We start from the raw sequence: 24,537 nt of genomic DNA, 5'->3' as shown, positions 1-24,537 counted from the left end.
ATCCGATGATGCCCCGCCTTGCGCTTCTCGCCCTTGGAGCCATGCTCGCGGCCGGTCCCGCGCAGGCCGACCATCACCTGCTGAAGCGCGCCCTGCAGCAAGCCGGCTGTATCGCGCGTAGCACCAGCCTGATTCAGCGTGACGGTCCGCGGACCGTCTATGACGTGACCTGTCTTGGCTCAACGCCTGACCGGGTGATCGTCGTCTGCACCGGCCGCATCTGCCTACCCGACGATCCGCGCCATCACGGCGCAGAGGACGAGATGCCATGATCCGGTTGGTTGGACTCGCCCTCGCTTTCGGTGCGGGCTGCGCATTCAGCGCCGCCGCCGAGACCGACAAGATCGTTGGCGTGGGCGCCGTAAGCTGTGCGCAGTTCAGCGCCGAGATCGCCCGCACACCCTCGGCGGAGCGGGATTTTCTGGCGTGGGCGCAGGGGTTCATGAGCGGAGCGCTGATCCGCTCGCCGCCCGGCGTCGACGAGGGTCTCGACCTCGCACCACCCTCCTTCCCGCTGCCCCGGCAGGCGGCCTTCCTCCGCGACCATTGCGCCACCCATCCGGAGCAGGACTACATGGACGCGGTGCACGCTCTCTATCGCACGCTGCGCACCCCACCCACGTGAGCGCACCCGGCAGCCAAGAAGATGGCGAGCGTTTGCATGCGTATTGACGGTCGATCGCTGTCAATGTCGTGTTCGTCACAGCGGATCGATGTGATGTACAAAGCGCTGCCGTCGCAAAATACATCCTCATACAATCGAAGCATTCATTCGATTCCGCGTTCAGCTTCGACAGCTGCTCGAGCGCCATCTTCGTGATGAGCGCCTCCAACTCCGGCGCGATGCAATTCCGATGGCGGCCGCCGCTCCTCGACGAGCCGGTCGGCCAGGCGAAGAGAGTGACGATGGCCTCGACCCTGGACGCCGAACGGTTCCCTGAGGCGGCACACGTCCTCCTCGTGGAGGACGACGACGGCATGCGCCTGCTCGTCACCCGCATCCTGCGCGAGAGCGGCTTTCGTGTCACGGGCTGCCGGGGCGGCGCCGAGATGTGGTCGCTCCTGCCCGATATCGCGGTCGATCTCGTCCTGCTCGACGTCATGCTGCCCGGCGTCTCGGGGTTCGACCTGCTCAAGGCTCTCCGGACCAGGGGCACCGTCCCGGTCATCATGCTCAGCGCGCGCAACGAGGAGGCGGACCGCGTTCTCGGTCTCGAACTCGGAGCCGACGACTACGTCGCCAAGCCGTTCGGCCGTCCGGAGCTCCTCGCCCGGATACGGGCCGTGCTCCGCCGCGCCGCCATCGCGCCGGTGCCGGCCGCCTCAGCGAGACCGGAAGCACTCACCTTCGCCGGCTGGCGGCTCGACCTGCGCAGCCGCGCCCTGGCCGACCCGGAGGGAGCCGCCGTGGACCTGTCGGGCGCGGAGTACGACCTGCTCCTCGTCTTCCTGGAGCATCCCGGGCGCGTGCTCGGTCGCGAGCAGATCCTGGAGATGAGCCGCGGGCGCCTCGCCGCGCCATCCGACCGCAGCGTCGACACGCTCGTCAGCCGGCTCAGGCGCAAGCTCGAGCCACCTGCGGGCTCGGCACCCGTCATCAAGACGGTGCGCGGCTCCGGCTACATGCTGGCCGCCAAGGTCGTGCGGGCATGAGGGGAATGATCGGACTCGCCCGCAGCCTGGAAGGGCGGACGGTCGCAGTCCTGCTCGTGGCCGTCCTCGTGGTCCATGCCGGCGCGCTGATGCTCTACCGCCGCTCGGCCGCCGCCGCCGCCGACGAGGCGTTCGCGTCCGAGATCGCCCGGCAACTCGTTCTCGCGCGCGAAGCCGTGCTGAGACGCCCGCCGGGCGACCGCGCGACCGAGGCCAGAGCCCTTTCGTCGAACCATTTCGAGATCGGCTGGGACCCAAGCGCGCCATCCTCCGGCGCGCCCACGAGCACCCCCGCACTCCGCCATCTGCGCGACCGCCTCCTGGCCCTCGAGCCGACCCTCGGTCCAGAACTCAGCCTCATCCTGGAGGCGCCGGACGAGCCGCTCCACCGGCAGGACCTGCGCGGGAGCTTCCCGCTCCCGGACGGGAGCCTCCTGACCTTTCGGTCGGCTCACGCGCCGAGCCTGGTCGATGCCGCTCCCTGGGCTTCCCTGGCCACGGCCATGGCCATCCTCGTCGGGGCGGCCGCCGTCGCCCTGATGCACTGGATCGCGGGACCGCTCCGGGGGCTGACACACGCCACCGGCCTGATCGGGCACGGCACGGTCGTGCGGGTTCCCGAGATCGGCCCGGATGAAACGCGCGAGATCGGCCGGGCGCTCAATGCCATGCAGGAGCGCATCCATCGACTCGTCGGCGAGCGGACGCAGGCGCTCGCAGCCGTCTCTCACGACCTCCGCACGCCCATCGCCCGGCTTCGCCTGCGCATCGACCGCGTGGAGGACGAGGGCGAGCGCCGGGCCATGGCGTCCGACCTCGACGAGATGCAGTCGATGATCGACGCGACGCTCTCCTATCTGCGCGGCGACACGGACCCCGAGGTCCAGCAGGTCACCAACGTCGCAAGCCTCCTGATGAGCATCGCCGACGCCTCCACGGACGCGGGTCGCGACGTCGAGTATCGGGGACCCGGCCGCGCGCTTGCGACCGTACGGCCGGTAGGCATCCGTCGCGCGCTGGAGAACCTCGTCGACAACGGGGTGCGCTACGGGGCGCGGGTGCGCATCGGCCTGGAGATGGAGGAGGCTGCGCTCGTGGTGCGGGTCGACGACGACGGTCCCGGCATCCCGCCGGCGGACATCACCCGCGTGTTCGAGCCGTTCACCCGGTTGGAGGGCTCGCGCAACCGGAACACGGGTGGGACCGGCCTGGGGCTGACCATCGCCAAGCGGGCGATCGAGGCGGAGGACGGCGTGCTCAGCCTCGACAACAGGCCGGAGGGCGGCTTGCGGGCCGAGGTCCGCCTCCCGAGAGCAGGCTCCCGCAGCTGACACACTTCGTCACGAACGCGGCGATCCGACGACAAATGGCCTGGCTATCTCCACCTCCGAACGCGGCCGACGCCGCAGGGAGATCGGAGACGGACCGATGACGCGCATCCTCGCCGCCGCTCTTGCCGCAGGATTGCTGGCCGGAGCCTCGGCCCCTGCCTTGGCCGTCGATGGACACGGCAACGCCGACAAGCCCGAGCTGGCGGCTCCGAACACGGGCAACGTTTCGGGAGGGCCGACCCACCGTGACGACCCGCGCGTCCGCGAGGCGCAGGAGAAGGGGCCCGACGGCCGGCCGGCCCACTCCGCCAAGGACGGCCACAACCACGGACACGGCCACAAATGATGCACGGACGGGGAAGGCTCGGACGCGAAGGGTGCCGGCATGCGGCTGCCGCCTCCGCCGATCGCCTTCACCCGGTTCGCCGCAGGCATCGGCTACGCCCTCGCGGCAGAGTCCCCGCGCGTTCGCGGCACCGCCTTCACGGTGCGATCCAGCCCACTTCACGCACCGTGATCGGCCCGCTCCGGCAGCACGCCGGGGCGGGCCTCCCCACGACGGCACCGCAGTCGTGTGCGACGTTCATGCCCTCGCTTGTAGGTCGGGGCATCGATCGCGCATAAGGAGCACGATGTTCTCGGCACGGCGCCACAGGACCCTGGCGGTGGCCGGGTGGCGGACGACCGCCGCCCGCATGGTCGCGCTCGTTCTGGTGCTGATCATCGGAACGCCGATGTCCGATGTCGTCGACGACGTCGCGTTCCATCGCGGCCACGACCAGACCGAACTCGTCGCCTCGCTCGACGCTCCTCCGGGTGGAGCGGAAACCGGGGACCCCGGTCTGGCCGGGCATCTTCACTGCGGCTGCCACGTGCTGGCCATCCTGGACGTCGGGGTGCCTGCCCCGACCCCGCGCTCGCCCCGGCCGCGCTACGCTCGCGTGAACGAGGCGATGACCTCGCTCGCTCCGGACTGCCTGGCCAGACCCCCGCGAGCCTGAGGCGGCGCGAACGCGCGCGTCCGAACCGGCGCCCTACGGCCCGGGGGCCAGCCCCGCGCCCCGTCGGACGGGGCCGGACGGGGACGCCCGAACCTCCGCTCCGGATCCCTGCCGAGTAGGCAACCATGCGCATTATCCTGACCGTGATCCTCGTGGCCGCCGGTGTCCTCCTGGGCGCCGCCGTTCCCGCCGTAACCGGCTTCGTCCAAGGCGTTCTCGCCTCGGCGGGCCTCACCCCGTCCAAGTCCGCTCCGGCCGCCGCAATCTCGACCACCCCCGCGATGCCCTCGGCTCTCCCCTCGGCCGGAGCTGCGAAGGCCGGTGACAGAGGCCACGCCGAAGGCGAGCACGCCCATTCCGAAGCCGAGGGCGAGGAGGGGCACATCAAGATGTCCGCCGAGCAGGTCGAGAACCAGGACATCAAGGTGGCCAAGGCCGACGGCGGGACGCTGTCCCGGCACATCCTCGTGCCCGGCACCATCACGCCCGACACCGACCGGATCGCTCGGGTGCCGGCCAAGGTCGTCGGTACCGTGGCCGAGATGCGCAAGCGCCTGGGCGATGCCGTGCGGAAGGACGAGGTCGTGGCCGTCCTCGACAGCCGCGAGGTCGCCGACGCCAAGAGCGAGTACCTCACCGCGGTGGTGCGGGCTGAACTGGAGAAGACCAACTTCGACCGGCAGCAGGCGCTCTGGGACAAGCGGGTCTCGGCCGAGTCGGCCTACCTGAACGCCAAGGCCGTCTACACCGAGGCGGTCCTGCGCCAGGACCTCGCCCGGCAGAAGCTCTCGGCACTCGGCCTGAACGCGGCGGAGGTGGCCAAGCTCGCCAAGCAGGACGAGGCGACGCCGAACACCTCGACGCTCCGCCAGTACGAGCTGCGCTCGCCGCTCGCCGGGCGCATCGTCGAGCGCAAGGTCGACGTCGGCACTGCCGTCGGCAAGGAGGGCGACCCCTCCGACCTCTACACCGTCGCGGACCTCTCGACCGTTTGGATCGAACTCTCGGTCTCGACCGTCGACCTCGCCAAGGTCCGGGAGGGCGCGCCGGTCGCAGTCAAGGCGGGCCAGGAAGCCGGCGCGCGACAGGAGCAGGGCAAGGTCATCTTCGTCAGCCCCCTTCTCAACGCCGACACGCGCTCGGCCCGGGTCGTCGTCGCCCTGCCGAACAAGGACATGGCGTGGCGCCCCGGCACCTACGTCACCGCCGAGGTCGAGGTCGCGCAGGACCAAGTCCCGGTCCGGGTGCCGAAGGTGGCGCTCCAGACTGTCGAGGGCAGGCGCGTCGTCTTCGTGCGCACGGACGAGGGCTTCGAGAAGCGCAAGGTCGAGCTCGGGCGCTCCGACGACGATGCCTTCGAGGTCGTCTCCGGGCTGAGGCCGGGCGAGGACATCGCGGTCGGCAACAGCTTCCTCCTCAAGGCCGAGCTCGGGAAGAGTGAAGCCGATCACGACCATTGAGGAGAAGCGACATGATCTCCCGCATCCTCGACTTCTCGGTCCACCAGCGTTGGCTCGTGCTGCTGCTGTCCCTGCTGGCCGCCGGCTTCGGCGGCTACGCGGTGACCAAGCTTCCCATCGACGCCGTGCCCGACATCACCAACAACCAGGTGCAGATCAACACGACCGCGCCCTCGCTGTCGCCGATCGACATCGAGAAGCAGGTCACCTACCCGGTCGAGACCGCCCTCGCCGGCATCAAGGGGCTCGAATACACCCGTTCGCTCTCGCGCAACGGCTTCTCTCAGGTCACGGCGGTCTTCGCCGAGAAGCTCGACATCTACTTCGCCCGCCAGCAGGTCGCCGAGCGCCTCGCCCAGGTCAAGCAGGACCTGCCGCCTGGCGCCGAGCCAAGCATGGGCCCGATCTCGACGGGGCTCGGCGAGATCTACATGTGGACCGTCCGCTACGCGACGCCCGGCGAGCGCAAGGTCTCGGAAGCCGGAAAGCCGGGCTGGCAGCCGGACGGCAGCTACCTGACGCCCGAGGGCCAGCGCCTCGGTACGGAGCTGGAGCAGACCGCCTACCTGCGCACGGTGCAGGACTGGATCATCCGGCCCCAGGTCAAGACGGTGCCGGGCGTGGCCGGCGTCGACGGCATCGGCGGCTTCGAGAAGCAGTACCACGTCCAACCGGACCCGACGAAACTCGCCTCCCTCGACCTCTCCTTCTCCGACGTCGCCCGCGCCCTGGAGACCAACAACGCCAACCAGGGCGCCCGCTACCTGGAGGACAACGGCGAGGGCTACGTCGTCCGCGCCGCCGGCCGCCTGGAGACCATGGACGACATCGGGAACGTCGTCGTCGCGACCCGGGGCGGCGTGCCGGTCCGGATCAAGGATATCGCCGAGGTCCGCGTCGGGCGCGACCTGCGCACCGGCTCCGGCTCGGAGGATGGCCGGGAGGTGGTCGTCGGCACGGCCCTGATGCTCATCGGCGAGAACAGCCGCACTGTCGCCGCCGCGGTCGACGCCCGCATGGGCGAGATCCGGAAGAGGCTGCCGCCCGGCGTCGAGGTCCAGACCGTCCTCGACCGCACCCGCCTCGTCGAGGCGACGGTGAAGACGGTGGTGAAGAACCTGTCCGAGGGGGCGGCCCTCGTCATCGTCATCCTGTTCCTGCTGCTCGGCAACATCCGGGCTGCCATCATCACGGCGCTCGTCATCCCGGTCGCCATGCTGATGACCCTGACCGGCATGGTCGAGGCGAGGATCTCGGCCAACCTGATGTCGCTCGGTGCCCTGGACTTCGGCCTCATCGTCGATGGGGCGGTCATCATCACGGAGAACGCCCTGCGCCACCTCGCGGAGCGCCAGCACGAGCTCGGACGGACCCTCGACACCGAGGAGCGCCTGCAGACGGTGCGGGCTTCGGCCGAGGAGATGATCAAGCCCTCCCTCTATGGGCAGGCCATCATCATCCTCGTCTACGTGCCGCTGCTGACCTTCACCGGGGTCGAAGGCAAGATGTTCGAGCCGATGGCACTCACCGTCATCATCGCGCTCGCGGCGGCCTTCGTCCTCTCGCTGACCTTCGTGCCGGCGCTGATCGCCATCGCCATCACCGGGCGTGTCGCCGAGAAGGACAACCTCATCATCCGGGCGCTCAAGGCAGCCTACCGGCCGGTGCTCGCCGCCGCGGTGCGGGCGCCCTTCGCCTTCATCGGCCTGGCGCTGTTGCTCCTCGTCGGGGCGGGCGCCCTGTTCACGCGGCTCGGTACCGAATTCATTCCCCAGCTCGACGAGAAGAGCATCGCCCTCAACGCGACCCGCATCCCCTCGACGTCGCTGTCGCAGTCCCAGGCCATGCAGCTCAAGATCGAGAAAGCGATCTCGAAGTTCCCGCAGGTGGCCTACGTCTTCTCGAAGACCGGAACGGCAGAGGTCGCCTCGGATCCGATGCCGCCGAACTCCTCCGACACCTTCGTGATCCTCAAACCCCAGGAGGAGTGGCCGGACCCCTCCCTGAGCAAAGCCGATCTGCAGAAGCAGATCGAGCAGGCGGTGGGCAAGCTCGCCGGCAACGTCTACGAGTTCTCGCAGCCCATCCAGCTGCGGTTCAACGAGCTCCTGGCCGGCAGCCGCGGCGACCTCGCCGTCAAGGTGTTCGGCGAGGAGTTCGAGCCGATGCTGAGGGCGGCGAACCAGGTCGCGGCGGTTCTGCGCGGCATCGACGGTGCCGAGGACGTGAAGGTCGAGCAGACGGCCGGCCTGCCCTTCCTGGAGATCAGGATCAACAAGGCCGAAGCCGCCCGCTACGGCCTCAGCACGGGAGCCGTCCAGGACGTCATCGGCGCGGCCATCGGCGGCCGCGACGCCGGTGTCGTCTTCGAGGGCGACCGGCGGTTCCCCATCGTCGTGCGCCTGACCGACAAGGTGCGCGAGGACCGCGAGGCCTTGGAGAACATCCCGGTGCCGCTGCCTCCAGGGCCGAACGGCCGGGCGAGTTCGGTCCTGCTCAAGCAGGTGGCGGGCTTCTCGATCACCGACGGTCCGAACCAGATCTCGCGCGAGAACGGCAAGCGGCGGGTCGTGGTGACGGCCAACGTCCGAGGTCGCGACATCGGCTCGCTGGTGGCGGAAGCTCAAGCCAAGGTGGCGAGCCAGGTGCGACTGCCGTCCGGCTACTACGTGACCTGGGGCGGGCAGTTCGAGAACCTCGCCTCGGCCAGGCAGCGCCTCATGATCGTGGTGCCGGTCTGCTTCTTCCTGATCTTCCTGCTGCTCTACTCGGCCCTGGGCTCGCCGCGGGACGCCCTCCTGGTGTTCAGCGCGGTGCCGTTGGCACTGACCGGCGGCATCATCGCCCTGTGGCTGCGCGGCATGCCGTTCTCGGTGCCGGCGGCGGTGGGGTTCATCGCCCTCTCGGGCGTGGCGGTGCTCAACGGCCTCGTGATGCTGACCTTCATCAAGCAGCTCGTTGCGGAGGGCCGTCCGAAGCGGGAAGCCATTTTGGAGGGGGCCATGACCCGGCTGCGGCCGGTGGCGATGACCGCGCTCGTCGCCTCGCTCGGCTTCGTGCCGATGGCGATCGCCACCGACACCGGAGCGGAGGTGCAGCGCCCGCTCGCCACCGTCGTGATCGGCGGCCTGATCAGCGCCACCCTGCTTACCCTGGTCGTGCTGCCCGCGCTCTATGCCCGCTTCGGCAAGGTTGCGGTCACCAAGGCGGCCGAGCGACCGCCCGCGGCGGCATCGCGGCAGCTCAGGGCGGCGGAGTAGAGCGTGTTCAGCCGGTGTCGCAGGCTGTCTGCCATGCTCGTGTTCGCCTGGGGCCTGCAGGCCGCCGCCGGAGGCGCCGAGCTGCCGTCCGTCGAGGCGCCCTACGGGCTGGCCTGGGGACCGGTGACCGAGGTGCCCAGGCCGACCCTGGTGGACCGCGAGGCCAACATCACGGCCCTGATCTACTTCCAGGGCCAGGCACCCGCTCTCGGCCGCGACACCCAGGAGATCATCCTCGACGTCTGCCGCGACGAGGGTCTGCAACGCGTGATCTGGTTCAGCCGGATCCTGGCCGATCCCGAGAGGTCGGACCTGTACGCGTCGATCCTGACCGAGGGGATCCGCCGGCACGGCAAGCCCCGGCCCGGTCCCTATCTGCGCTCGCTCCTGTGGCCGCCGGGCGTGATGCTGGGCATCCGGACCGCGTCCGGCTGGGGCGAGCAGATCGTCATGGTGAGCGAGGGCGGCGGCTTCGCCCGCTGCTCGGAGCGTCACCGCGAGCAGGCCGGCCATCCGGCCTCCGACCACGTCGCCGAACTCTTCGGATCCGCCTCACACCGATCGACGGGCGCCCGGTAGCCGGGCTCCCGCACGCCTTCGCGCAGTCATCGAGGGGACGCGAACACGCATGGGACACGGACATTCTCACGGGAGCGGGCTCCCCACCGGTTCGGCCGCGGCCAAGAACAAGGGCCGCCTCGGCTGGGCCTTGGGACTGACGCTGACATACATGGTGGCCGAGGTGATCGGCGGGCTCCTCACCGGCAGCCTCGCCTTGCTCGCCGACGCCGCGCACATGGTCACCGACGCCGGCGGCCTCGCCCTGTCGCTGCTCGCCATCCACTACGCGGGCAAGGCCGCGACGCCTGACAAGAGCTTCGGCTACATGCGCTTCGAGATCCTGGCGGCTCTCGCCAACGCCGTCGTGCTCCTCGGGGTGACGGCCTACATCCTCTACGAGGCCTACCGCCGGTTCGTCGAGCCGACCGAGATCCTCGGCTGGCCGATGATGCTGGTCGCGTTCGTCGGCCTGGGCGTGAACCTCGTGAGCATGAAACTGCTGGCAAGCGGTTCATCCGAGAGCCTGAACGTCAGGGGGGCCTACTTCGAGGTCCTCTCCGACATGCTGGGCTCGGTCGGCGTCATCGTCGCGGCTCTGGTCGTGATGGGCACCGGTTGGCGCTGGGTCGACCCTCTGGTCGGTGCGGGTATCGGGCTCTTCATCGTGCCGCGAACGTGGCGCCTCCTGAACGAGGCTATCCACATCCTGCTCGAAGGCACGCCGCCGGGCATCGACCTCGCCGAGGTGGCGAACTCGCTCGGGGCCATTCCGGGGGTGCAGCGGGTCTACGACCTGCACGTCTGGACGCTGACCTCCGGCTTCGATGCGATGAGCGCCCACCTGGTCGTCGTCGAGGCGACCGAGAATGTGCGGGTGCTCAGGGCCGCCCGTGTGCTGATGAAGGAGCGCTTCGGCATCGAGCACGTCACCCTGCAGATCGAGGACCCGCAACTGGCCGCCGAGGCTCCGGATCTGCGCGTGTGACGCGGCCTGCGCGCGGGACGAGGAGCAGGCCGCAGGGGGCTGTCCATCGACCAGTCCGAAATGCCCGTCGGATCGGCAGGCATCTGCTGACCGGCCTCCATCGAAGGCCACGTCCTTCCCCGTGACCACCATGCCGCTCTCCGTGACTGCTGCCATGCCGCAGCCGGTCGGTCGGAAACAGACCGACATCGCGCTCCGCGAGAAGCTCGGCCTGTCGCTGCCCAAGCAGGCGATGCCGAAGAAGGCGCGAGCCGGAGGTCGGCCGAACAGTTGACGGCTTCGGAACCGTGCTGCGAGCTCGGCGAGCGGCACATCGGGACGCTGCAGGCCCATCTGGACCGGCTGCCGACTGTCGGGGAGCCGCTGCCGACCGGGAACGGCCGCCCGAACCTGCCGGCGATCGCGATCGCCTGCGGCTTCGACCGGCAGACGCTCCACAAGGATCCGAAGGCCAAGGCGCTCCTCCAGGGGGTCGTGGACGCGCCCGGTCTGGCGCAGTCGCAGGAAAAGCCCGCCGACGAGCCCGAGGCCAGCCCGAAGCCCGAACGCCGCTTTCTGCAGCTGGAGCAGCACGATGCCACCCTGAGGGCGGAGATCCGCGGCCTACGGGAGCAGTTCGCCCGCTACCGGCACAGCGAGGCCGTCATGATTTCCGGGCGCGGCGAGCGGAGCTGAAGTCCTGTCCGTTGGTGGATCGGAAAATGGCCGACCCTCGGAGCCGACCTGGGTTCCGAAGACCACCGCGCGATGGAGGTGAGCGGGTCGCGAAGCGACGCGTGCGCTTGCCCATTCGTCGGAACGAGCACGGTGGTACCCTGGCGCGGTCGGCGCGGGGGCATCGTTCGCCCTTCTACAGTCGCCGAAATCCTGGTTCCGTTTCAGATGCGGTCCGTCGGCGAAAATGCGGGAGTGAATGACGAACGTGCCGTCCTGTGGCGGGTTGTGCGGCATTTGAGGTAGGATTGGATCCGATGGGAATTCGAGGTGCCCACGGCATGGCCGGGACGGTTCAGGTCGCGATCAAGGCGGACGTCTACGAGGCCGCGCAGCGCGTGGCGAAGCTGGACAACGTCGACGTATCTACTCTCGTCGAGGATCTCGTGCGTCGCCATTCGGAATACGTTGCCGCGCTTGGAGATCTCGATCCCGCCATCCCGACCTTCGACCTCGAGCATTACGAGCTGCAGCGTGATCCCGGCGAAGACGATGCGGACTACGAGGCGCGGCTGAGCCTCTTTCGTTGAGCGGATCAGCCATACCGTCCCGGTCAGGCGGCTTCATCTGGACCCGATGCCCCTACGAGAACACACCCGACGATGGGCCTGATCATGGCGCGGTCGGATCGGGTCCATCAAGCGCTCGCGATCACCTCCATGGCGATCCCGTAGGTCTCCTTCAGATAGGTCTCCGTCACCGCGAGCAATTCGAGCTGTCCGGTTCCCGCATCGGCGCGGGACAGTCCTGGCTGCACGATCGAGATCCTGAATTCGGGAACCAGGAAGGGGAGCTTTCGCGCAAGCTCCTGCAGCACCTTCGCATCCCCGCGCTCGAAGCGCGTGACGAAGGCGGTCCCACGACGCTCGGCATGCTTCCGGCGGAGTTCATCGCGGTGCCGGAGGTGTAGGAGCAGGCCTTCGACGTCGCCTCTCCATCGCACGCTCCGCTGCGTCTGACCACAGACCGCGTAGAGGTCGTCCACTCGGGCGCCGGCCGTGGCTGCGCTCGAGTACTTGCAGTGGTAGAGATGGACGACGAACCGGTTGCCGACCACGCGGATGCAGACAATGTCGGCCGCCTCGCCCGCATCGTCGTCGTCGAAGACGATCTCGAAATGCGGATCGTGGGCTGGATCCAGAACGAGGTCGAGCATGTGCCGCTGGATGGAGTCGGCGAGCTTCGCCTGGGTCTGAGATTCCTTCCTGATGTCCACGCCGGTCCAGTCCAGCGCGACGATGCGGTCGCGGTCGTAGGGCCGCCTGTCCGCGGAAGCCGGTAGCTCGTAGAGCTCGTTGTGCTCGAGCGACGCACCGTTGGCGAACCGTACGACCGGGGACTCGAGCCTGAACCATTCGGTCAGGGTCCGTCGCCGACGGCCGGTCGAGAGTTCGGCCTCGAAGCCGCTGTCCGGAACGAACTCGACGCTCTCGCCGCGGAAGACGAGCACGTAGTTGGCGATCTTGTCGCCGGCGGCCACGCGGAACCGGATCGGACCCGTGTCGGTGAAATCCACGATGTCGAGCGAGGCCTCGAAGAAGGGCACGCTCGTCCCGTCGATCTCGACCTGGATCAAATCCTCGGGACGCTCGAGGAAGGCCTCGGGCCACTCGATGACGATCGGGACATGGGGCGGCCGTTCCTTGGCGGGCTTCGGCAGTATGACCCCGTCGAAAACGCGCGCCGTCGAGATGGTGTCGTCGACGAGTTTCGCTCCGACCTGGTGGCACCACTCGATCCATTCCGCGAGATCGTATGCGATCCGATAGGACCAGACCCGCCCCTTCTGCGAACAGCCTGCGGTCACCCTGCCGCCGTTCTCGAAACCACTCCCGAACAGATTGGACTTCTTCTTGTTCTCCCGCGTCGCCTCCGGGAGGGCATCGGATATGTCCGCCCCCACATGCATGCTGAAGCGGTTGTTCTGGTTGATGACGTGGCTGAGGCCGAGGTTGTTGAGAACAAGTCGGGTGATGCCGTGAAGGCTTCGGAAGATCCGCTCGCCCTTGATCAACTCGACGTCCTGCCCGCAGACCGCAGCCGCGAGATCGAAGTGATCGGAACCGTTGTTGGAGCTGTTGATGAAGAGCAGCTTTCGCTCCTCGTCCCAGTGCAGGACGTAGAGGTGCCACTCCTTGTTGCGCAGATGCCTGATGTCTCCCCAGGGCACGGGTTCATGCTCCTCGGTGATGAAGAGCATCAGCCGGGCCTTCTGGTTGGCGACGGGGCCCCAGTGGACGTCGACGTTCCCGATCCCGTCGGCGAAGCGGTCGGGGCTCCACCGGATGCGGCTTGTCCGGTAGACGACGGCGCTCATCTTGGGCGCGATGTTCCGGAGCGACACCTCCTCAGGCACGTCTCCGAAGCCTTCGAGCAGCTCGGAGCGGCGGGCCTGGCGCCCCGTCGCTCCTTCGCTGAGGTTCCGCAGGATCACGTTCCAGTCGGCATCCTCGGCGAACAGGCTTCGGAGAGCCTCTTCGACGCGCGGATCCGCGATGTTCGCGATCATCGTCGCGTCGCCGAGATCGGCGCGGTACCGGGTGAACCGGCCGGTGAACTGCAGCGTGATCGCGAGGCTCTTGTGGGGGTCGTGGATGGCCGCGATCTTCAACTCGGGCAGATCGAAGCCTTCACCGAGCATGTCGACGCAGACCACGATCCGGGTTTCGCCGCTGCGCAGGCGGCGCAATGCGTCGGTCCGCTCCCGGCCCGGGAGGCCGCTGTGGATCAGACGCGGTTCGTGCCCGGGCGCTCGGTCGGTGTAGATGGCCAGAATCGCTTCCGCCCGTTTCACGTCGTCCGCGCGGGCCATGACGAGGTGCCGGAAGCCTGCCGCGATGTCGGCGTCGAGTCGGTCGATGGCGGCGCATGCGATCGCGACGTCCGCCTCGTGCCGGTCGATCTCGTCGACGGCGAGAAAGCCGATGGGCTTGAAGTACCCCTCGGCCTGGGCCTTGCGGAGCGGATAGTTGAACACGATCCGTCCATCGACGTGCTTGCCGTCCCGCCGGAACGGAGTGGCCGTGAACTGCACCACCGGCTTGCCGGCGAAGAACTGTCTGAACGCGTCCCACGACTTCGCCGGGATGTGATGCGCTTCGTCGATGAAGAGGTGCGAACAGAGTTCGGCCATGCGGGCCTTGACCGCGTCGCTGCATCGTCCGGCGATCGCCATCGTGGCCACGACCACGTTGCATCGCCGGAAGATCCGATCGACCTCGTCCGGCGTCTTCGGCATGTGCCGGAGCAGGCCGACATGGGGATGTCCTGCTCCCTCGCCGAGGATCCCGAGTTCGCGCAACAGCCCCATCGAGGTGAACTTGTCCCCGATCTGGTCTCTGAGCGCGTCGCCGGGCACTACCGCGAGGAGGCGCGGGAGCCGCTCCCACGCCATGACGGCCAGCATGGTCTCCGTCTTGCCGGTGCCCGTGGGCATCACGACGGTCGCGGGAAGGGTCGAGACCTTCCAATGGGCCAGGATCGCGTAGAGCGCGCCCGTCTGGGGCGGCCGCAGGCCTACCTCGACGACCCTGCCGTTCTCCCGCCTCTCCTCGCGAAAGGTGAACCGGCCACGGAAGGAGGCGAGAACCTCGCGGCAGGCCGCCTCCGCCTCCTCGATCGTGTGCTCGCCAGGATCGCGCGGCGCAGGTCTGATCCAGTTGCCCTCGACGCCTCTCTCGGTCGCGCGCGCCGGATCGAAGCCGGCGTCGTGGATGGCGTGTTCGGCCTCCGCCGGCGCGCTGGCCGCTTTCGGCACGATCAGGACGGACGTACCATCGACCCGGCGAGCGACATGCCCGCGATGCCGTCCCGTCCCGAACGGCTCGACGACGACATCCTCGCGCATGGACGGTTGCGCGAGCTGCCGTATCGGATTGTCCAGCACCTTCCCGGACGCCGCATACCGTGGAGGAAATTGCAGACTGACCGGCGCTGACATCCGCGGTTCCGCTTGCCGAGGAAGGGAGGCGACGTGGCCTGCTTCCGCTCTGGGCCACGAAGAGCCTGAACCATAAGGCCTTCCGGGCCCGGCGAGAGACGGCCGCGCCCGTTATCAACCGGACTCTGCGACACCGACTCGCAACGCTCTCCCGTGCTGCGGCACCTTCGGTTGGTCGATCAGGTTGCCGGTCCAGGCGATGCTGGCAGTGGAAGCCGACCCGGTGTGTCGGCAGCAGGGAGTGGATGTCCCCGTCGATGTCGCAGCTGCTCCGCGATACGCTCGCTGAACACCGGGCCGAGGACCTCACCTTCGCCGGCATCGGCTACGCCACGGCCGGACGCCTCCGGGACGCTCGCGGCGAGGATCTCTCGGCCGTCCTCGGGAACGGCGAGGTCCGGCGCCTGGAGCCGCCGCTCGGCGTCGAGCGGTTCCTGCCCTATGCAAAACCGGCCACGGACCGCCCAGCCCTACCGTCATCGAACGCGCCCTTCGCGTCGTCGCAGACGCCAAGAAGGTTCCGCATGCGGACACCAATCGTTGCGCTCGACACCGTGTCGTTGGCCTGACCACCTGTAGGGGCCGATCGGTCAGGCATGGCGCCATCGTGCGGACCGCGTGGGTGAAGAGTGATGAATTCCTCCCTTTGTTCCGTGTGCAGCGCGGCTGGAAGGCACGATCGGTCCTGCCGCGCCACGGATCAGCTGCTTGAGCCCTGGGCCGGAGGATCGAGAGACATGGCGATCCGCTCCGGAGAGGCTGCCGTCGCCACGTCGACCGGTTTCGTTGCGCCGAGATCCGCGAAAGGATCAGGGAACGATCAGGCGCAGGCGCCAGACGTGGCCGTGCACCTGCCTGCACCGCTCGAACTCCGCACGCTTCCGGATGATCTCGGCCAAGCCTTCGATGACGACCTTCCGGTCGCCTTCGAGAGCCTCGCACAAAGTGTCGATCGCTACGGAGAGAGGCTGCAGATCGCCGTTGGCCGGATCGTCGGGTGGAAGATCGAACATCACCGTGCCTCCTTGTCGCTGGCGACAGCCTCGCGTCCCATCTGCATGCCGATCGGCGCCAGCATGCAGCCGATGTCCTCACGGGATAGGTAGCCTGAGGCTTCGAGCTCGCAGGCGATTGCCTGTAGTGACTGACGATGCTCCGTCAGGATGGTCCGCGCCCGGTCGCTCGCGCTTCGCAGGCGTTCGGCGACCGCCGGGAGCAAGCCCCCGATCAGCACCATGTCGGTGACGGCCGGCTCCAGGTGGACGTTGCCGAGATGGCCGAGGCCGTAGGTCAGCTCGATGTCGCGAGCGATCGTGGTCGCCCTTGCGAGATCGGAGCCCGGGCCGAAGGATGCGCCGATCGAGCCGGCGCCGAGTTCGATCTCCTCCGCGATCCGCCCGGCTAGAAGCGACGCGATCGTCGCCTCCAAGTCGTGCAGTGTTGTGGCCCCCTCGGTGGCGACTTCCAGGCAGGCCTGTCCGCCGTGGTCGTGCAGGGAGAGGTCTGCAAGCCGGCCGTATCCCAGGGCATGGCTGACGACCGCGTGCCCAGCCTCGTGGATGGCGACGCGGCGCCTGACGGCGGCCGGGAGCGGGCGGCGCCCCTGCCGGATCTCGGCCAGTACGTCATCCGAGGTCAACGCCCGATCGTGGCGTCGTGCGGTACCCTTGGCGCGACGGACGAAGGCCTCCACGTCCGCGCCCGTCATACCGTGTGCAGCCAGTGCCAGCGGCATCATCGGCGCGTCCGGCAGGACCTCGCGACCGAGATGATGACGCAAGATCCTGGCGAGAGCCTCACTATCCGGCCTCGCGACCGCGATCTCCCGGTCCAAGCGCCCGGCCCGCTTCACGGCAGGATCGATCTTCTCCGGATGATTCGTGGCCGCCACCACGACGACGCCTGGCCGGTCCTCCACGCCGGCGAGCTGCTCGAGCAGCAGGTTCACGATCTGGGACCAGTATTGGATGTGCTCGCCCCGGATCTGGCCGCGGTCGGAGATGCCATCGAGTTCGTCGATGAACAGGATGCAGGGCGCTTGCGCCTTGGCCTGAGCGAAGACCTTGCGGATCGCCTGGAGCGTGCCGGACAGGTAGTCGGCCGCGTTCCACTGGGCGACCGAGGTCGCCACCAGCGGTACGCGCGCGGACTTGGCAAATGCGCGGGCGAAGCTCGTCTTGCCGACACCTGACGGCCCCGAGAGGAGCAGGCCGCGATGGTCGAACTCGGCCCAGCCCAGCCGGCCGGAACGGTAGGCTTGCAGGTCGGCTGCAGCGGCCAGACCCCAGGTCTTGGCCTCGCCGTAGCCGTCGAGCTCCTCCAGTGCGGGCCCGTCGCCGAGGTGTTCAGCCTTGGCGGCGACGATCCGCTCGAGCGCGTCGATGCAGCGGTCGGGCGATGCCGTCCTGCGGAAGGCGACAGGCAGATCGGAGATGTCGATCATCCGCAGCAGGTCCGGGTCGATCGGCCGTGTCGGCAGAGCGCCCACGACGGCTTCGACCACGAGTGCGAGTCCGGCCTGATCGAGGCTCGGCAGCGAGATCCGGTGCTCGGCGGAGCGCATCAGGTCACGCGGGAGCTGACGCTTCGGATCAGGAGCGATGCCGACGATGGGTACGCGAACATGCAAGGCTGCGCCGATCACCTCGTTGCCCTTCTCCGGTCGAGCGTCGCGGCCGGTCCCGTCGCAGACGAAGAGGCCCGCGTGGTTGCGGGTCAGCTCACGTGTTCTTCCGCTCGAGAGCTCGACGACTTTGGTGTCGGGCCGGAACAGGCATGTCTCGGCGACGATCCGGACTGGCTCGATGAGATCGGCCAAGTGGGTAGCGAGCGCGACGATGGGCGCCTCCCGGCGCAGCCGACGCACGAGACCCGGCTCGGCCTCGACCGCGCGGGCGAGCATGACGGCAACGGCCGCGAGTCCCGCCGGCACGGGCACGTGCGCTGCTTCGATCCGGTCTGCATCGTACTGCGCCACGATCTGTTCGACGGCGTCGCACTCGTCGAGCAACGCGTCGTCCTCGAAGGCGTACGAACCGGTTCGCTGGCCGATCTTTACGCGCTTGCGCTCGTCCTGTGCGAGCCGCTGCAGAAAGGCGCGGGCGAGCTGGTCCGAGGGTGGGATCCGTGACGCATCCGGATCATGAGGCGTGAGTTCCGGGGACTGGGCGAGCATGCAAGATCTCCCGCGGCCGTGCGATGGCGACGGCCGTCAGCGAACGGGCTGGGATTGCTGCATCGACGGGGCTGGCTCCACGGGGTCGGAGCTCTCGGCAGGCGTCGGATTCAGGAGATCGCCTGCTTCATAGGCGATGAGCGACACTAGAACATATAGTGAACAGACGCTAGAGGGTTCGGGGCCGATCCACAGCGGATCGAGCCGCTTGCGATCCTGGTTGGACCAAGCCGCAGCTGTACGTAATGGCGCCGCGTGGACGAGTTGGCGGGCCCGCCGCTGGTACGACGGCGGTGCCATCGCCGACAGGCGGCGGGAGGAATCCGATCCGCCTGGATGATGGATGTGCTGCCGGGCCAAGCTCGGAGATGTCTCGGACCGCCTCGGGCGACCGCGCCGATCCGGTCGGCTCCGTCATCGGTCGGCAAGATCCTCCTCCGCAACGCGAGGAGCATCTCGCCACACCTGGCCGCGGAGCACGGCGATCGCAGCGGTCTTGGAAGGTACGGAGTTCGCACCCGGCGCTCCTCTGGAAGGAGCGAACCTCCCATGTCATCCTGTGTGGCGGCTCCGCGCACGCTCGCCGACGATTCCCCGGGGACGGATCATATCCTCCGCACGTGCACCTTCGATGGACGGCACCAGCTTCAAAGCTCGCCTACGCCTGCTCGGGCGTACGCAGGCAAGCTTCGCCGCGGAGATCGGAGTGGCGGTGCGCACGGTCCACGACTGGGCGCGGATCGGACCGCCGTCCGACGTTTCGTATCTGCTGGATGTCTTGACGATGTACGAACTCCCGCTTGGGCCGGCAGGCACGTGTGGAGAGGGCCTCGATCTGGCGGTGCGCTGCCAACTCGACAGACTGCAGGCCGCCGTTTCACCGGAAGCGCGTGAGGAATTCCTCCAGTCCATGGGACGCTGGCTCGTCAGGCAGGAAGATGCAGTCGGCACGAAGATCGTGCCCGCGAGCGTCAAATCGGATAGCAGGCCCACGGAAGAATGAATCATTGATTGCCGTTCATTCCCACGAGCCGACATTCCCCACTTTCCAAGCAATCCCCGGGGATATCGAACCACATTGAAAAGAGGTGAAATCTGCCTCATCATCCACGGCATCACTACCGAGCGATGCCCTGGAGTGAATGGCCCGGAGCCCACGAATACGGCTTCTGAGGGATCATCGATCAATGCCGAACGAGCCCCAGGAATCTTAAGGCGGCGGAGGTGCGCCTTCCGGCCACGCCGCCGCATGCCGATGGAAGGCGGAGATCCCGTCGATGTCCAGCTTCGTTCCGCCATCGATGATCCTCGACGGACCGGATGATGCCGGTGGTGGCAGAGGATTCAGATCGTTCAAGACGGCCGCGCCAATTCCATATCCCTGCAGGTGGCATCGCGATCTGCTGATCCAGATGACCTTGGATCCGTCGATAGAAGCCCTGGAAAGGCACACGTGCGGGCCTGACGAGAACTTCTCCGTCGTCGCCATCGTCGCCAGCACGCGGCGTCTCGTAACGGCCTTGAGGAAACACCCGGGAGCCAGCAGCGACGCGCTTCCCCCGGATCGCACATGGATCTTGAGATCCGTCGTACTGGCGGAGCCGCGTTGTTCGACTGCAAGGATGGTCTGGGCCACGCGAAGGACGAAGGTGTCACTCGGGGACCGATTGAGAATCCTGCAGATGCTGGAGGACTGTCCTGCAGGCTCGACGCTCGCCGCAGCCGGGAAGTGCGTGCGAAGCGATGTCGGAGACCCCGCGGACGCGATCCTGGCACTCGTCTGTGCCGGTCAAGTCGACATCGACATCCGGAACACGCTCTCTCCGCAGACTTGGATCCGCCGCCGCGGGCAGGGCGTCGGGGAGCGGTGACGGGCCGGCTCGAGGTACCGCGAGCCGGACCCATGCACCTACGTGGGCACGACTTTTCGGAATTTTCGCTCCGTCCTGCCGGTCGTTGCATCCGGACGCCGACGACAGTCGGAACGTGACCTCGGCGACAGGTCGGTCCGTGGTCCCGCCGCTTCCGGAATGCCTCGTTCAGGGGGTCTCCGAGGTCGCGACGGCGGTCTCGGAGCTGTCTCGGACGAAAGGGTTGTCTTCTTCCGGGACATCTCTAGGATGACGATTCCAAGGTTGCGTCCCTGGCAGTCTTGCGGAGGAGCGGTCGACCGTGTCCAATCGAAATCGAAGGAAGGGGCGGCTCGAAGCCGAGATCGCAGATCTGGATCGTCGGATCGCGGAACTGCTTGAGGAACGCGACGGTCGGATCAAACAGATCGGTCTGCTGGAAGCGGTCGAGCTTTTCGAGAGCGCCGCCCTCGGGGCCGGATCGATCCGGGAACAGGCTGCAGGCTACCGGACGGAGACCCCGGACCCCGCTACGGCCGAACCTCCTGGAATCGTTTCGATAGGAACCGTCGACCGCGAAACAGCATACGAGCCGGTCCTGATCGATGTCGATGCTCTCGATGGCTGCGTCGGTCGCGGCAACGAAAGAAACCGAACAGCCGCTCTGAAGATGATCGAGATCCTTGAGAAGAATCATCCGACCGAAGTGGATGCCAGTACAATCGATGATTTTATAACAAAAGCAGAGTTATGCTCACTGGCGCTCTTCGCGAAAATCAAATCTAAATTGTCGCAAGCTCGGATCGTATCATACAACAACTCTACGAAGACTTGGCGCATCAGCGATTCGCCGAAATTGAAGCGACAAGCTGCCACAATATCTATGCAATGACGAGCGACTGGAGCGAACTGATGGACCTTCATCCGCAATACATCGGCCTTCCGCGGCAGCTTCGTCCTCCTTGAGAGGTCAAGGTCTGCCTACACGGCAAGATGCGCGGCTCTGGAGCCGCGCATCTTGGGAATGTCGAAGCCAAGCCTGCGAAGCGAGCGTCGACTACTCCGGACCACTGTCAGTCCCACCGGATCGGCCTGGGGATTGCAGCCCCACGCCCTCCACGCACAGCCTGCACGCCCTCGATGGCGATTGCAAGCGGCTGCGCAGAACCCGGTGACAGGACGCATGATCGTCCCGGCCGGGCAGTCAGGTGAGCCTACGGCATCTCGGTGGCATCGCTACCGCACGGCCGAACGATCGCGGTCCAGGCGCCAACCTTATCCGTCGGCGATGGATGCGTGAGCGGATTTCAACCTGCCTGTCCGGTCGGCCCCGCCTTGCGTTCTCGCGGGTTCTACGATGCCGATACGGAACCATGCCTCTTCCGGCCGCGCCGACCCTCGGCCGACCGCTTTTGCGCCTGACCATGCTGCGCCCCCGCTCCGAGGATCTCCTTCGCGGGGGCGGAGGCCTCCCCCCGCCGCCGGATGTCCGGAAGGGACCCAGCCTCGACCCAGACGGTCGGTGAATGGAGAGGCGCGCCATGTCTAGCAGGCGATCCGATCCCGAAGAAGGACATTCGAACTTCCGACGCATGGAAAGCCGGCACGTCGGCAAGCCCCAACCGCATAGGAAGATCGTCACCGGCCGCCGCGACTGCATCACTGGAGAGTATCCATCAGGCAAGCAGTCGATGAACTACAGGCAGGTGGCTTATGAAGGCAGACTCGCACGGGACTTCATCGTGCTTATCGACAACGATCCGCGCGTCATCTCGTATCGAGAGGAGCCACCTCCCTTCCCATGGTTCGATGGAGACAAGTGGCGGTCCTATACACCGGATTTTGATTGCCTGCTCGATGACGGGAAACGCCAGTGTCACGAGATCAAACCCTGGAAGCTGCGGCAGAGGTTGCATCCGCGCTTCAAGGAGGGCGTTGGGCTCGGAGCCCTCGAAGCAGGCTACGACTCCTTCGAGATATGGACCGAGCGCGAGATCGACCCGCTGGCCGTGGCGAACGCCGCGCTGATCTCCAGCGAACGAGGCTTTTCGGTTGCCGACGACGAACTACACACGATCAGGCTTGCGGTTGACCGAGCGAATGGCCCCACCTCCGTAGCGGATCTGCGCCAACGCAGCGGCATCGGTCTTAGAAGCTTTCGCGCCGTAGTCTCGCTGATCGCCCGCGGCGAACTCGTCCAACTCGATCCCAAAGCTCCGCTCGACGATCGCGCCATTGTAGGTATTCCGACCACGATGAACGCGAGGTGATCTCATGAACGTACCTCGCATTAGGATCAAGTCTGGAACCCTCGTACTGTACGATGGTGCCATTTATAAATATCTCGCAGCTAACGACAAGATCGTCAAGCTTAGAACGATTGGCGAATGCCCGGCGACTCTGGAAGTCACGCACGAAGATCTAGCAGAAAAATACTTTGAGACACCGAAAAGATTCGAACTTGTCAGGGAAAAATCCCTTAGTCTCCCCAAGGGAGTGCGCGACAACCTCGAACGTCAACTTGATAGTTTCGAAGTAAAAAAACAAGACGTGGCGCTGATGCGTCTCGACTATATGAATGCATGCAACAAGTTTTTCGCTACGAAGCGTTATAGTAGGGATACGGATGACTACGCGAAGATTTCGAAAATCGTCGCTCGCGCACGGCGAGCAGCGCAAGCGCGACTGGAAGGCGTCCCGCTGGAGAGGATCCCGCTCGAGACCTGGAGCGGTCCCACGATAAAGAACTGGTATCTACGTTGGACGAAGGCCGGGGAAGGGCTGACCTCCCTGATTCCACTGGACGATTTGAAAGGACGCCGTGGCTTCCGCCTGGACCCCGAGGTCGAACAGATCATCGCGGACCGCATCCGGGAGGATTACCTTGTTCTCGAGGGGCCTCCACTGACACATGCCATCCTCCTCATCGAGGGTGATATTCGAGCTGCGAACGAAGGCCGCGCCGTCAAACTTCATCTCCCGGATGCTATGACGATCCGGCGTTGGGTGAAGAGCAACGTAGCACCTTTTGATCTAGTCTATTATCGAGAAGGTCCTGCGGCGGCCGAGCAGAAGTTCCGTCACGTCCGCAAAGCTTTGCAGGCGGGGCGGCCCCTGGAGATCGTCGAGATCGATCACACTCCCCTCGATGTATTGGTTGTCTATGAGGATGGATCTCCGGTACGGAACAAGCGTTCCAAAAAGAAACGGATCAAGCGAGTGTGGCTGACGGTGGCGATCTGCGCCGCTACACGCATGATCTACGGTTTTTACATATCGACCGATCGTCCATCTTGGACGTCGATCATGAATTGCATCAGAATGGGAGCACTTCCCAAAAATCTTGACGGCATCAATGTAGCATCCAAATGGCCTGTATTTGGCATAATGGAAGTTCTAGTCCTCGACAATGCGAAGGAACATCATTCCCGCTCCATGAAGGGAGCCGCCGGCCAACTGCGGTTCGAGCTTCGCTACATGCCGCGCCGCAAGCCTCACCTCAAAGGGAAAGTGGAGCGCTTCATCGGAACGATCGCACGTGATTTCTGCGCGTACTTGGTTGGTCGAACGTTTCGCGACACGCGGGAGAAGGGAGACTACAAGAGTAGCGCAAAGGCCGGCGATACGGTTGGGCAAATTGTCGAGAAGTTCACGATCTGGGTTGTTGACATCTACCACAACCGTCGCCACGGCGGTTTGCTCGGTCAAAGCCCACTTTCACGCTGGCGCGATCTGGAAGGTTTCGGCGTCCGTCTTCCTCCGAACGCGGACGATCTCAAGCCTCTGCTTTCCTTGGTCATCGACCGCACAATTCAACGAGACGGTATCACATTTCTAGGGCTCAAATACCAATCCGATGCTCTCAAAAATGCTCGTAGAGGCAAGGATTTTCACTGGGGCAAGGAGTACCTGATCAAAGTTGATCCGTATGATCTTGGAACGATCCTCGTCCTCATCGACGATGAGCGGGGTTGGGAGGCGATACCCTGCGAGGATCTTCAACTCGTCGCCGGCAGATCCTTGGCGGAGTGGCGCGACGCGATCGCCTTGGCTCGCGAAATGACCGCGAGAAGCGAAAGGGTTGCCCGTGAAACGATGTATCGCGCGATGCGCCTCCTCCGGGAGGATGCTCGCAGGGCAGGCTCCGTACCTGTCAGGATGACCCAGAACGACATCGATTGGTATCGCGAGCACGCGGACGACCCATACTTCGCGGTATCGCCGACGCCAGGCGACGAGAAGGCGCTGGTCGATGAACGTCGGCGTCAACGGCGCACCCGCGTCAGTGCCGCGCCCGCAAGCAATCGGAAGCCGAAACATGCTGCTTCTGCTTGCCGAATGCCGATTGCGCGCCCACCCGAAAAGCTACCGTCGCAAACTTCATCGAGTTCCAATGACGACTTTGGCCCGGAAGAGTGGACTGTCGAATGATGAACGGAACGATCAAACAGGACCGCGGCGAAATCGCCGTTAGTCGACGTGTGCGCGCATCCGGCTTCTCATTCCGTGATCTCGAGCGGATCGCAGAACGCCGCGAGATAATCGGCAACATCAAAGTCAACACTGACGTAGTAAGAATGACATGTATGATCAGCCCCCACGGGGTG

At 66.3% G+C, this 24,537-nt stretch carries 22 protein-coding genes; 19 read left to right on the top strand and 3 right to left on the bottom strand.

What is annotated here, in order from left to right; translation table 11 throughout:
• The first annotated feature begins 5 nt into the window (after window positions 1-5).
• The 13 genes from MFF61_RS03210 to MFF61_RS03150 all read left to right on the top strand — a co-directional run bounded on the left by MFF61_RS03210 (window position 6) and on the right by MFF61_RS03150 (window position 11,495).
• On the top strand, window positions 6-272 hold the full coding sequence (locus MFF61_RS03210) for a ubiquitin family protein (RefSeq protein WP_238233678.1): 267 nt from the start codon (window positions 6-8) through the stop codon (window positions 270-272).
• The gene (locus MFF61_RS03205; protein WP_238233677.1) at window positions 269-625 is read left to right on the top strand and encodes a hypothetical protein; all 357 of its coding nucleotides are present in this window, start codon (window positions 269-271) and stop codon (window positions 623-625) included. The genes MFF61_RS03210 and MFF61_RS03205 overlap by 4 nt, the downstream gene beginning before the upstream one ends.
• Before the next feature lie 281 nt (window positions 626-906).
• Entirely contained in the window at window positions 907-1,653 is a 747-nt protein-coding gene (locus tag MFF61_RS03200; protein WP_238233676.1) for a response regulator transcription factor, read from the top strand.
• Window positions 1,650-2,984 carry an ATP-binding protein gene (locus MFF61_RS03195; RefSeq protein WP_306423373.1) on the top strand — a complete coding sequence of 445 codons (1,335 nt, stop codon included), beginning with the start codon at window positions 1,650-1,652 and terminating at the stop codon, window positions 2,982-2,984. The genes MFF61_RS03200 and MFF61_RS03195 overlap by 4 nt, the downstream gene beginning before the upstream one ends.
• A 97-nt stretch (window positions 2,985-3,081) precedes the next feature.
• A complete protein-coding gene (locus MFF61_RS03190; protein ID WP_238233674.1) occupies window positions 3,082-3,330 on the top strand; it encodes a hypothetical protein in 249 nt (82 codons plus the stop codon).
• 349 nt (window positions 3,331-3,679) lie between these two features.
• Window positions 3,680-3,985, top strand: coding sequence for a hypothetical protein (locus tag MFF61_RS03185; protein ID WP_238233673.1), 306 nt, complete (start codon window positions 3,680-3,682; stop codon window positions 3,983-3,985).
• A gap of 125 nt (window positions 3,986-4,110) precedes the next feature.
• A complete protein-coding gene (locus MFF61_RS03180) occupies window positions 4,111-5,445 on the top strand; it encodes an efflux RND transporter periplasmic adaptor subunit (RefSeq protein ID WP_238233672.1) in 1,335 nt (444 codons plus the stop codon).
• Window positions 5,446-5,456: 11 nt separating this feature from the next.
• Window positions 5,457-8,705, top strand: coding sequence for an efflux RND transporter permease subunit (locus MFF61_RS03175; protein WP_238233671.1), 3,249 nt, complete (start codon window positions 5,457-5,459; stop codon window positions 8,703-8,705).
• 33 nt (window positions 8,706-8,738) lie between these two features.
• Window positions 8,739-9,284, top strand: coding sequence for a threonyl-trna synthetase (locus MFF61_RS03170; protein WP_238233670.1), 546 nt, complete (start codon window positions 8,739-8,741; stop codon window positions 9,282-9,284).
• A 49-nt stretch (window positions 9,285-9,333) separates the two neighbouring features.
• Window positions 9,334-10,251, top strand: coding sequence for a cation diffusion facilitator family transporter (locus MFF61_RS03165; RefSeq protein ID WP_238233669.1), 918 nt, complete (start codon window positions 9,334-9,336; stop codon window positions 10,249-10,251).
• Between the two features lie 130 nt (window positions 10,252-10,381).
• The gene (locus tag MFF61_RS03160; RefSeq protein ID WP_238233668.1) at window positions 10,382-10,525 is read left to right on the top strand and encodes a hypothetical protein; all 144 of its coding nucleotides are present in this window, start codon (window positions 10,382-10,384) and stop codon (window positions 10,523-10,525) included.
• Window positions 10,522-10,926 carry a hypothetical protein gene (locus MFF61_RS03155; RefSeq protein WP_238233667.1) on the top strand — a complete coding sequence of 135 codons (405 nt, stop codon included), beginning with the start codon at window positions 10,522-10,524 and terminating at the stop codon, window positions 10,924-10,926. The genes MFF61_RS03160 and MFF61_RS03155 overlap by 4 nt, the downstream gene beginning before the upstream one ends.
• 320 nt (window positions 10,927-11,246) lie before the next feature.
• Entirely contained in the window at window positions 11,247-11,495 is a 249-nt protein-coding gene (locus MFF61_RS03150; protein WP_238233666.1) for a hypothetical protein, read from the top strand.
• A gap of 107 nt (window positions 11,496-11,602) precedes the next feature.
• On the opposite strand, the gene MFF61_RS03145 is transcribed toward MFF61_RS03150, so the two are convergent.
• On the bottom strand, window positions 11,603-14,905 hold the full coding sequence (locus MFF61_RS03145; protein ID WP_238233665.1) for a DEAD/DEAH box helicase: 3,303 nt from the start codon (window positions 14,903-14,905) through the stop codon (window positions 11,603-11,605).
• 257 nt (window positions 14,906-15,162) lie between these two features.
• Between MFF61_RS03145 and MFF61_RS03140 the strand changes: the two genes are divergently transcribed.
• Window positions 15,163-15,474 (top strand): hypothetical protein, encoded by a 312-nt coding sequence (locus MFF61_RS03140; RefSeq protein WP_238233664.1) that lies wholly within the window; start codon window positions 15,163-15,165, stop codon window positions 15,472-15,474.
• A gap of 240 nt (window positions 15,475-15,714) precedes the next feature.
• Here the strand turns inward: MFF61_RS03140 and MFF61_RS03135 are convergent, their stop codons facing one another.
• Entirely contained in the window at window positions 15,715-15,918 is a 204-nt protein-coding gene (locus MFF61_RS03135) for a hypothetical protein (protein WP_238233703.1), read from the bottom strand.
• A complete protein-coding gene (locus MFF61_RS03130) occupies window positions 15,918-18,080 on the bottom strand; it encodes an AAA family ATPase (RefSeq protein ID WP_238233663.1) in 2,163 nt (720 codons plus the stop codon). Before MFF61_RS03130 ends, MFF61_RS03135 begins: the two co-directional genes overlap by 1 nt.
• Window positions 18,081-18,711: 631 nt before the next feature.
• Between MFF61_RS03130 and MFF61_RS03125 the strand changes: the two genes are divergently transcribed.
• From MFF61_RS03125 to MFF61_RS03105, 5 genes are all read left to right on the top strand, one after another.
• Entirely contained in the window at window positions 18,712-19,083 is a 372-nt protein-coding gene (locus MFF61_RS03125; protein ID WP_238233662.1) for a helix-turn-helix domain-containing protein, read from the top strand.
• A 274-nt stretch (window positions 19,084-19,357) separates the two neighbouring features.
• Window positions 19,358-19,951, top strand: a complete 594-nt coding sequence (locus tag MFF61_RS03120; protein WP_238233661.1) for a hypothetical protein — start codon at window positions 19,358-19,360, stop codon at window positions 19,949-19,951.
• Between the two features lie 301 nt (window positions 19,952-20,252).
• Window positions 20,253-20,822 (top strand): hypothetical protein, encoded by a 570-nt coding sequence (locus tag MFF61_RS03115; RefSeq protein WP_238233660.1) that lies wholly within the window; start codon window positions 20,253-20,255, stop codon window positions 20,820-20,822.
• 700 nt (window positions 20,823-21,522) lie between these two features.
• Window positions 21,523-22,200 carry a hypothetical protein gene (locus MFF61_RS03110; protein WP_238233659.1) on the top strand — a complete coding sequence of 226 codons (678 nt, stop codon included), beginning with the start codon at window positions 21,523-21,525 and terminating at the stop codon, window positions 22,198-22,200.
• A 4-nt stretch (window positions 22,201-22,204) separates the two neighbouring features.
• A complete protein-coding gene (locus tag MFF61_RS03105) occupies window positions 22,205-24,361 on the top strand; it encodes a TnsB C-terminal domain-containing protein (RefSeq protein WP_238233658.1) in 2,157 nt (718 codons plus the stop codon).
• Window positions 24,362-24,537 lie beyond the last annotated feature (176 nt).

The organism is Methylobacterium isbiliense (assembly GCF_022179325.1).
Classification (GTDB): Bacteria; Pseudomonadota; Alphaproteobacteria; order Rhizobiales; family Beijerinckiaceae; genus Methylobacterium; species Methylobacterium isbiliense.
Note: the sequence above shows the minus strand (reverse complement) of the source record. Positions and strands in the feature narration are given on the sequence as shown.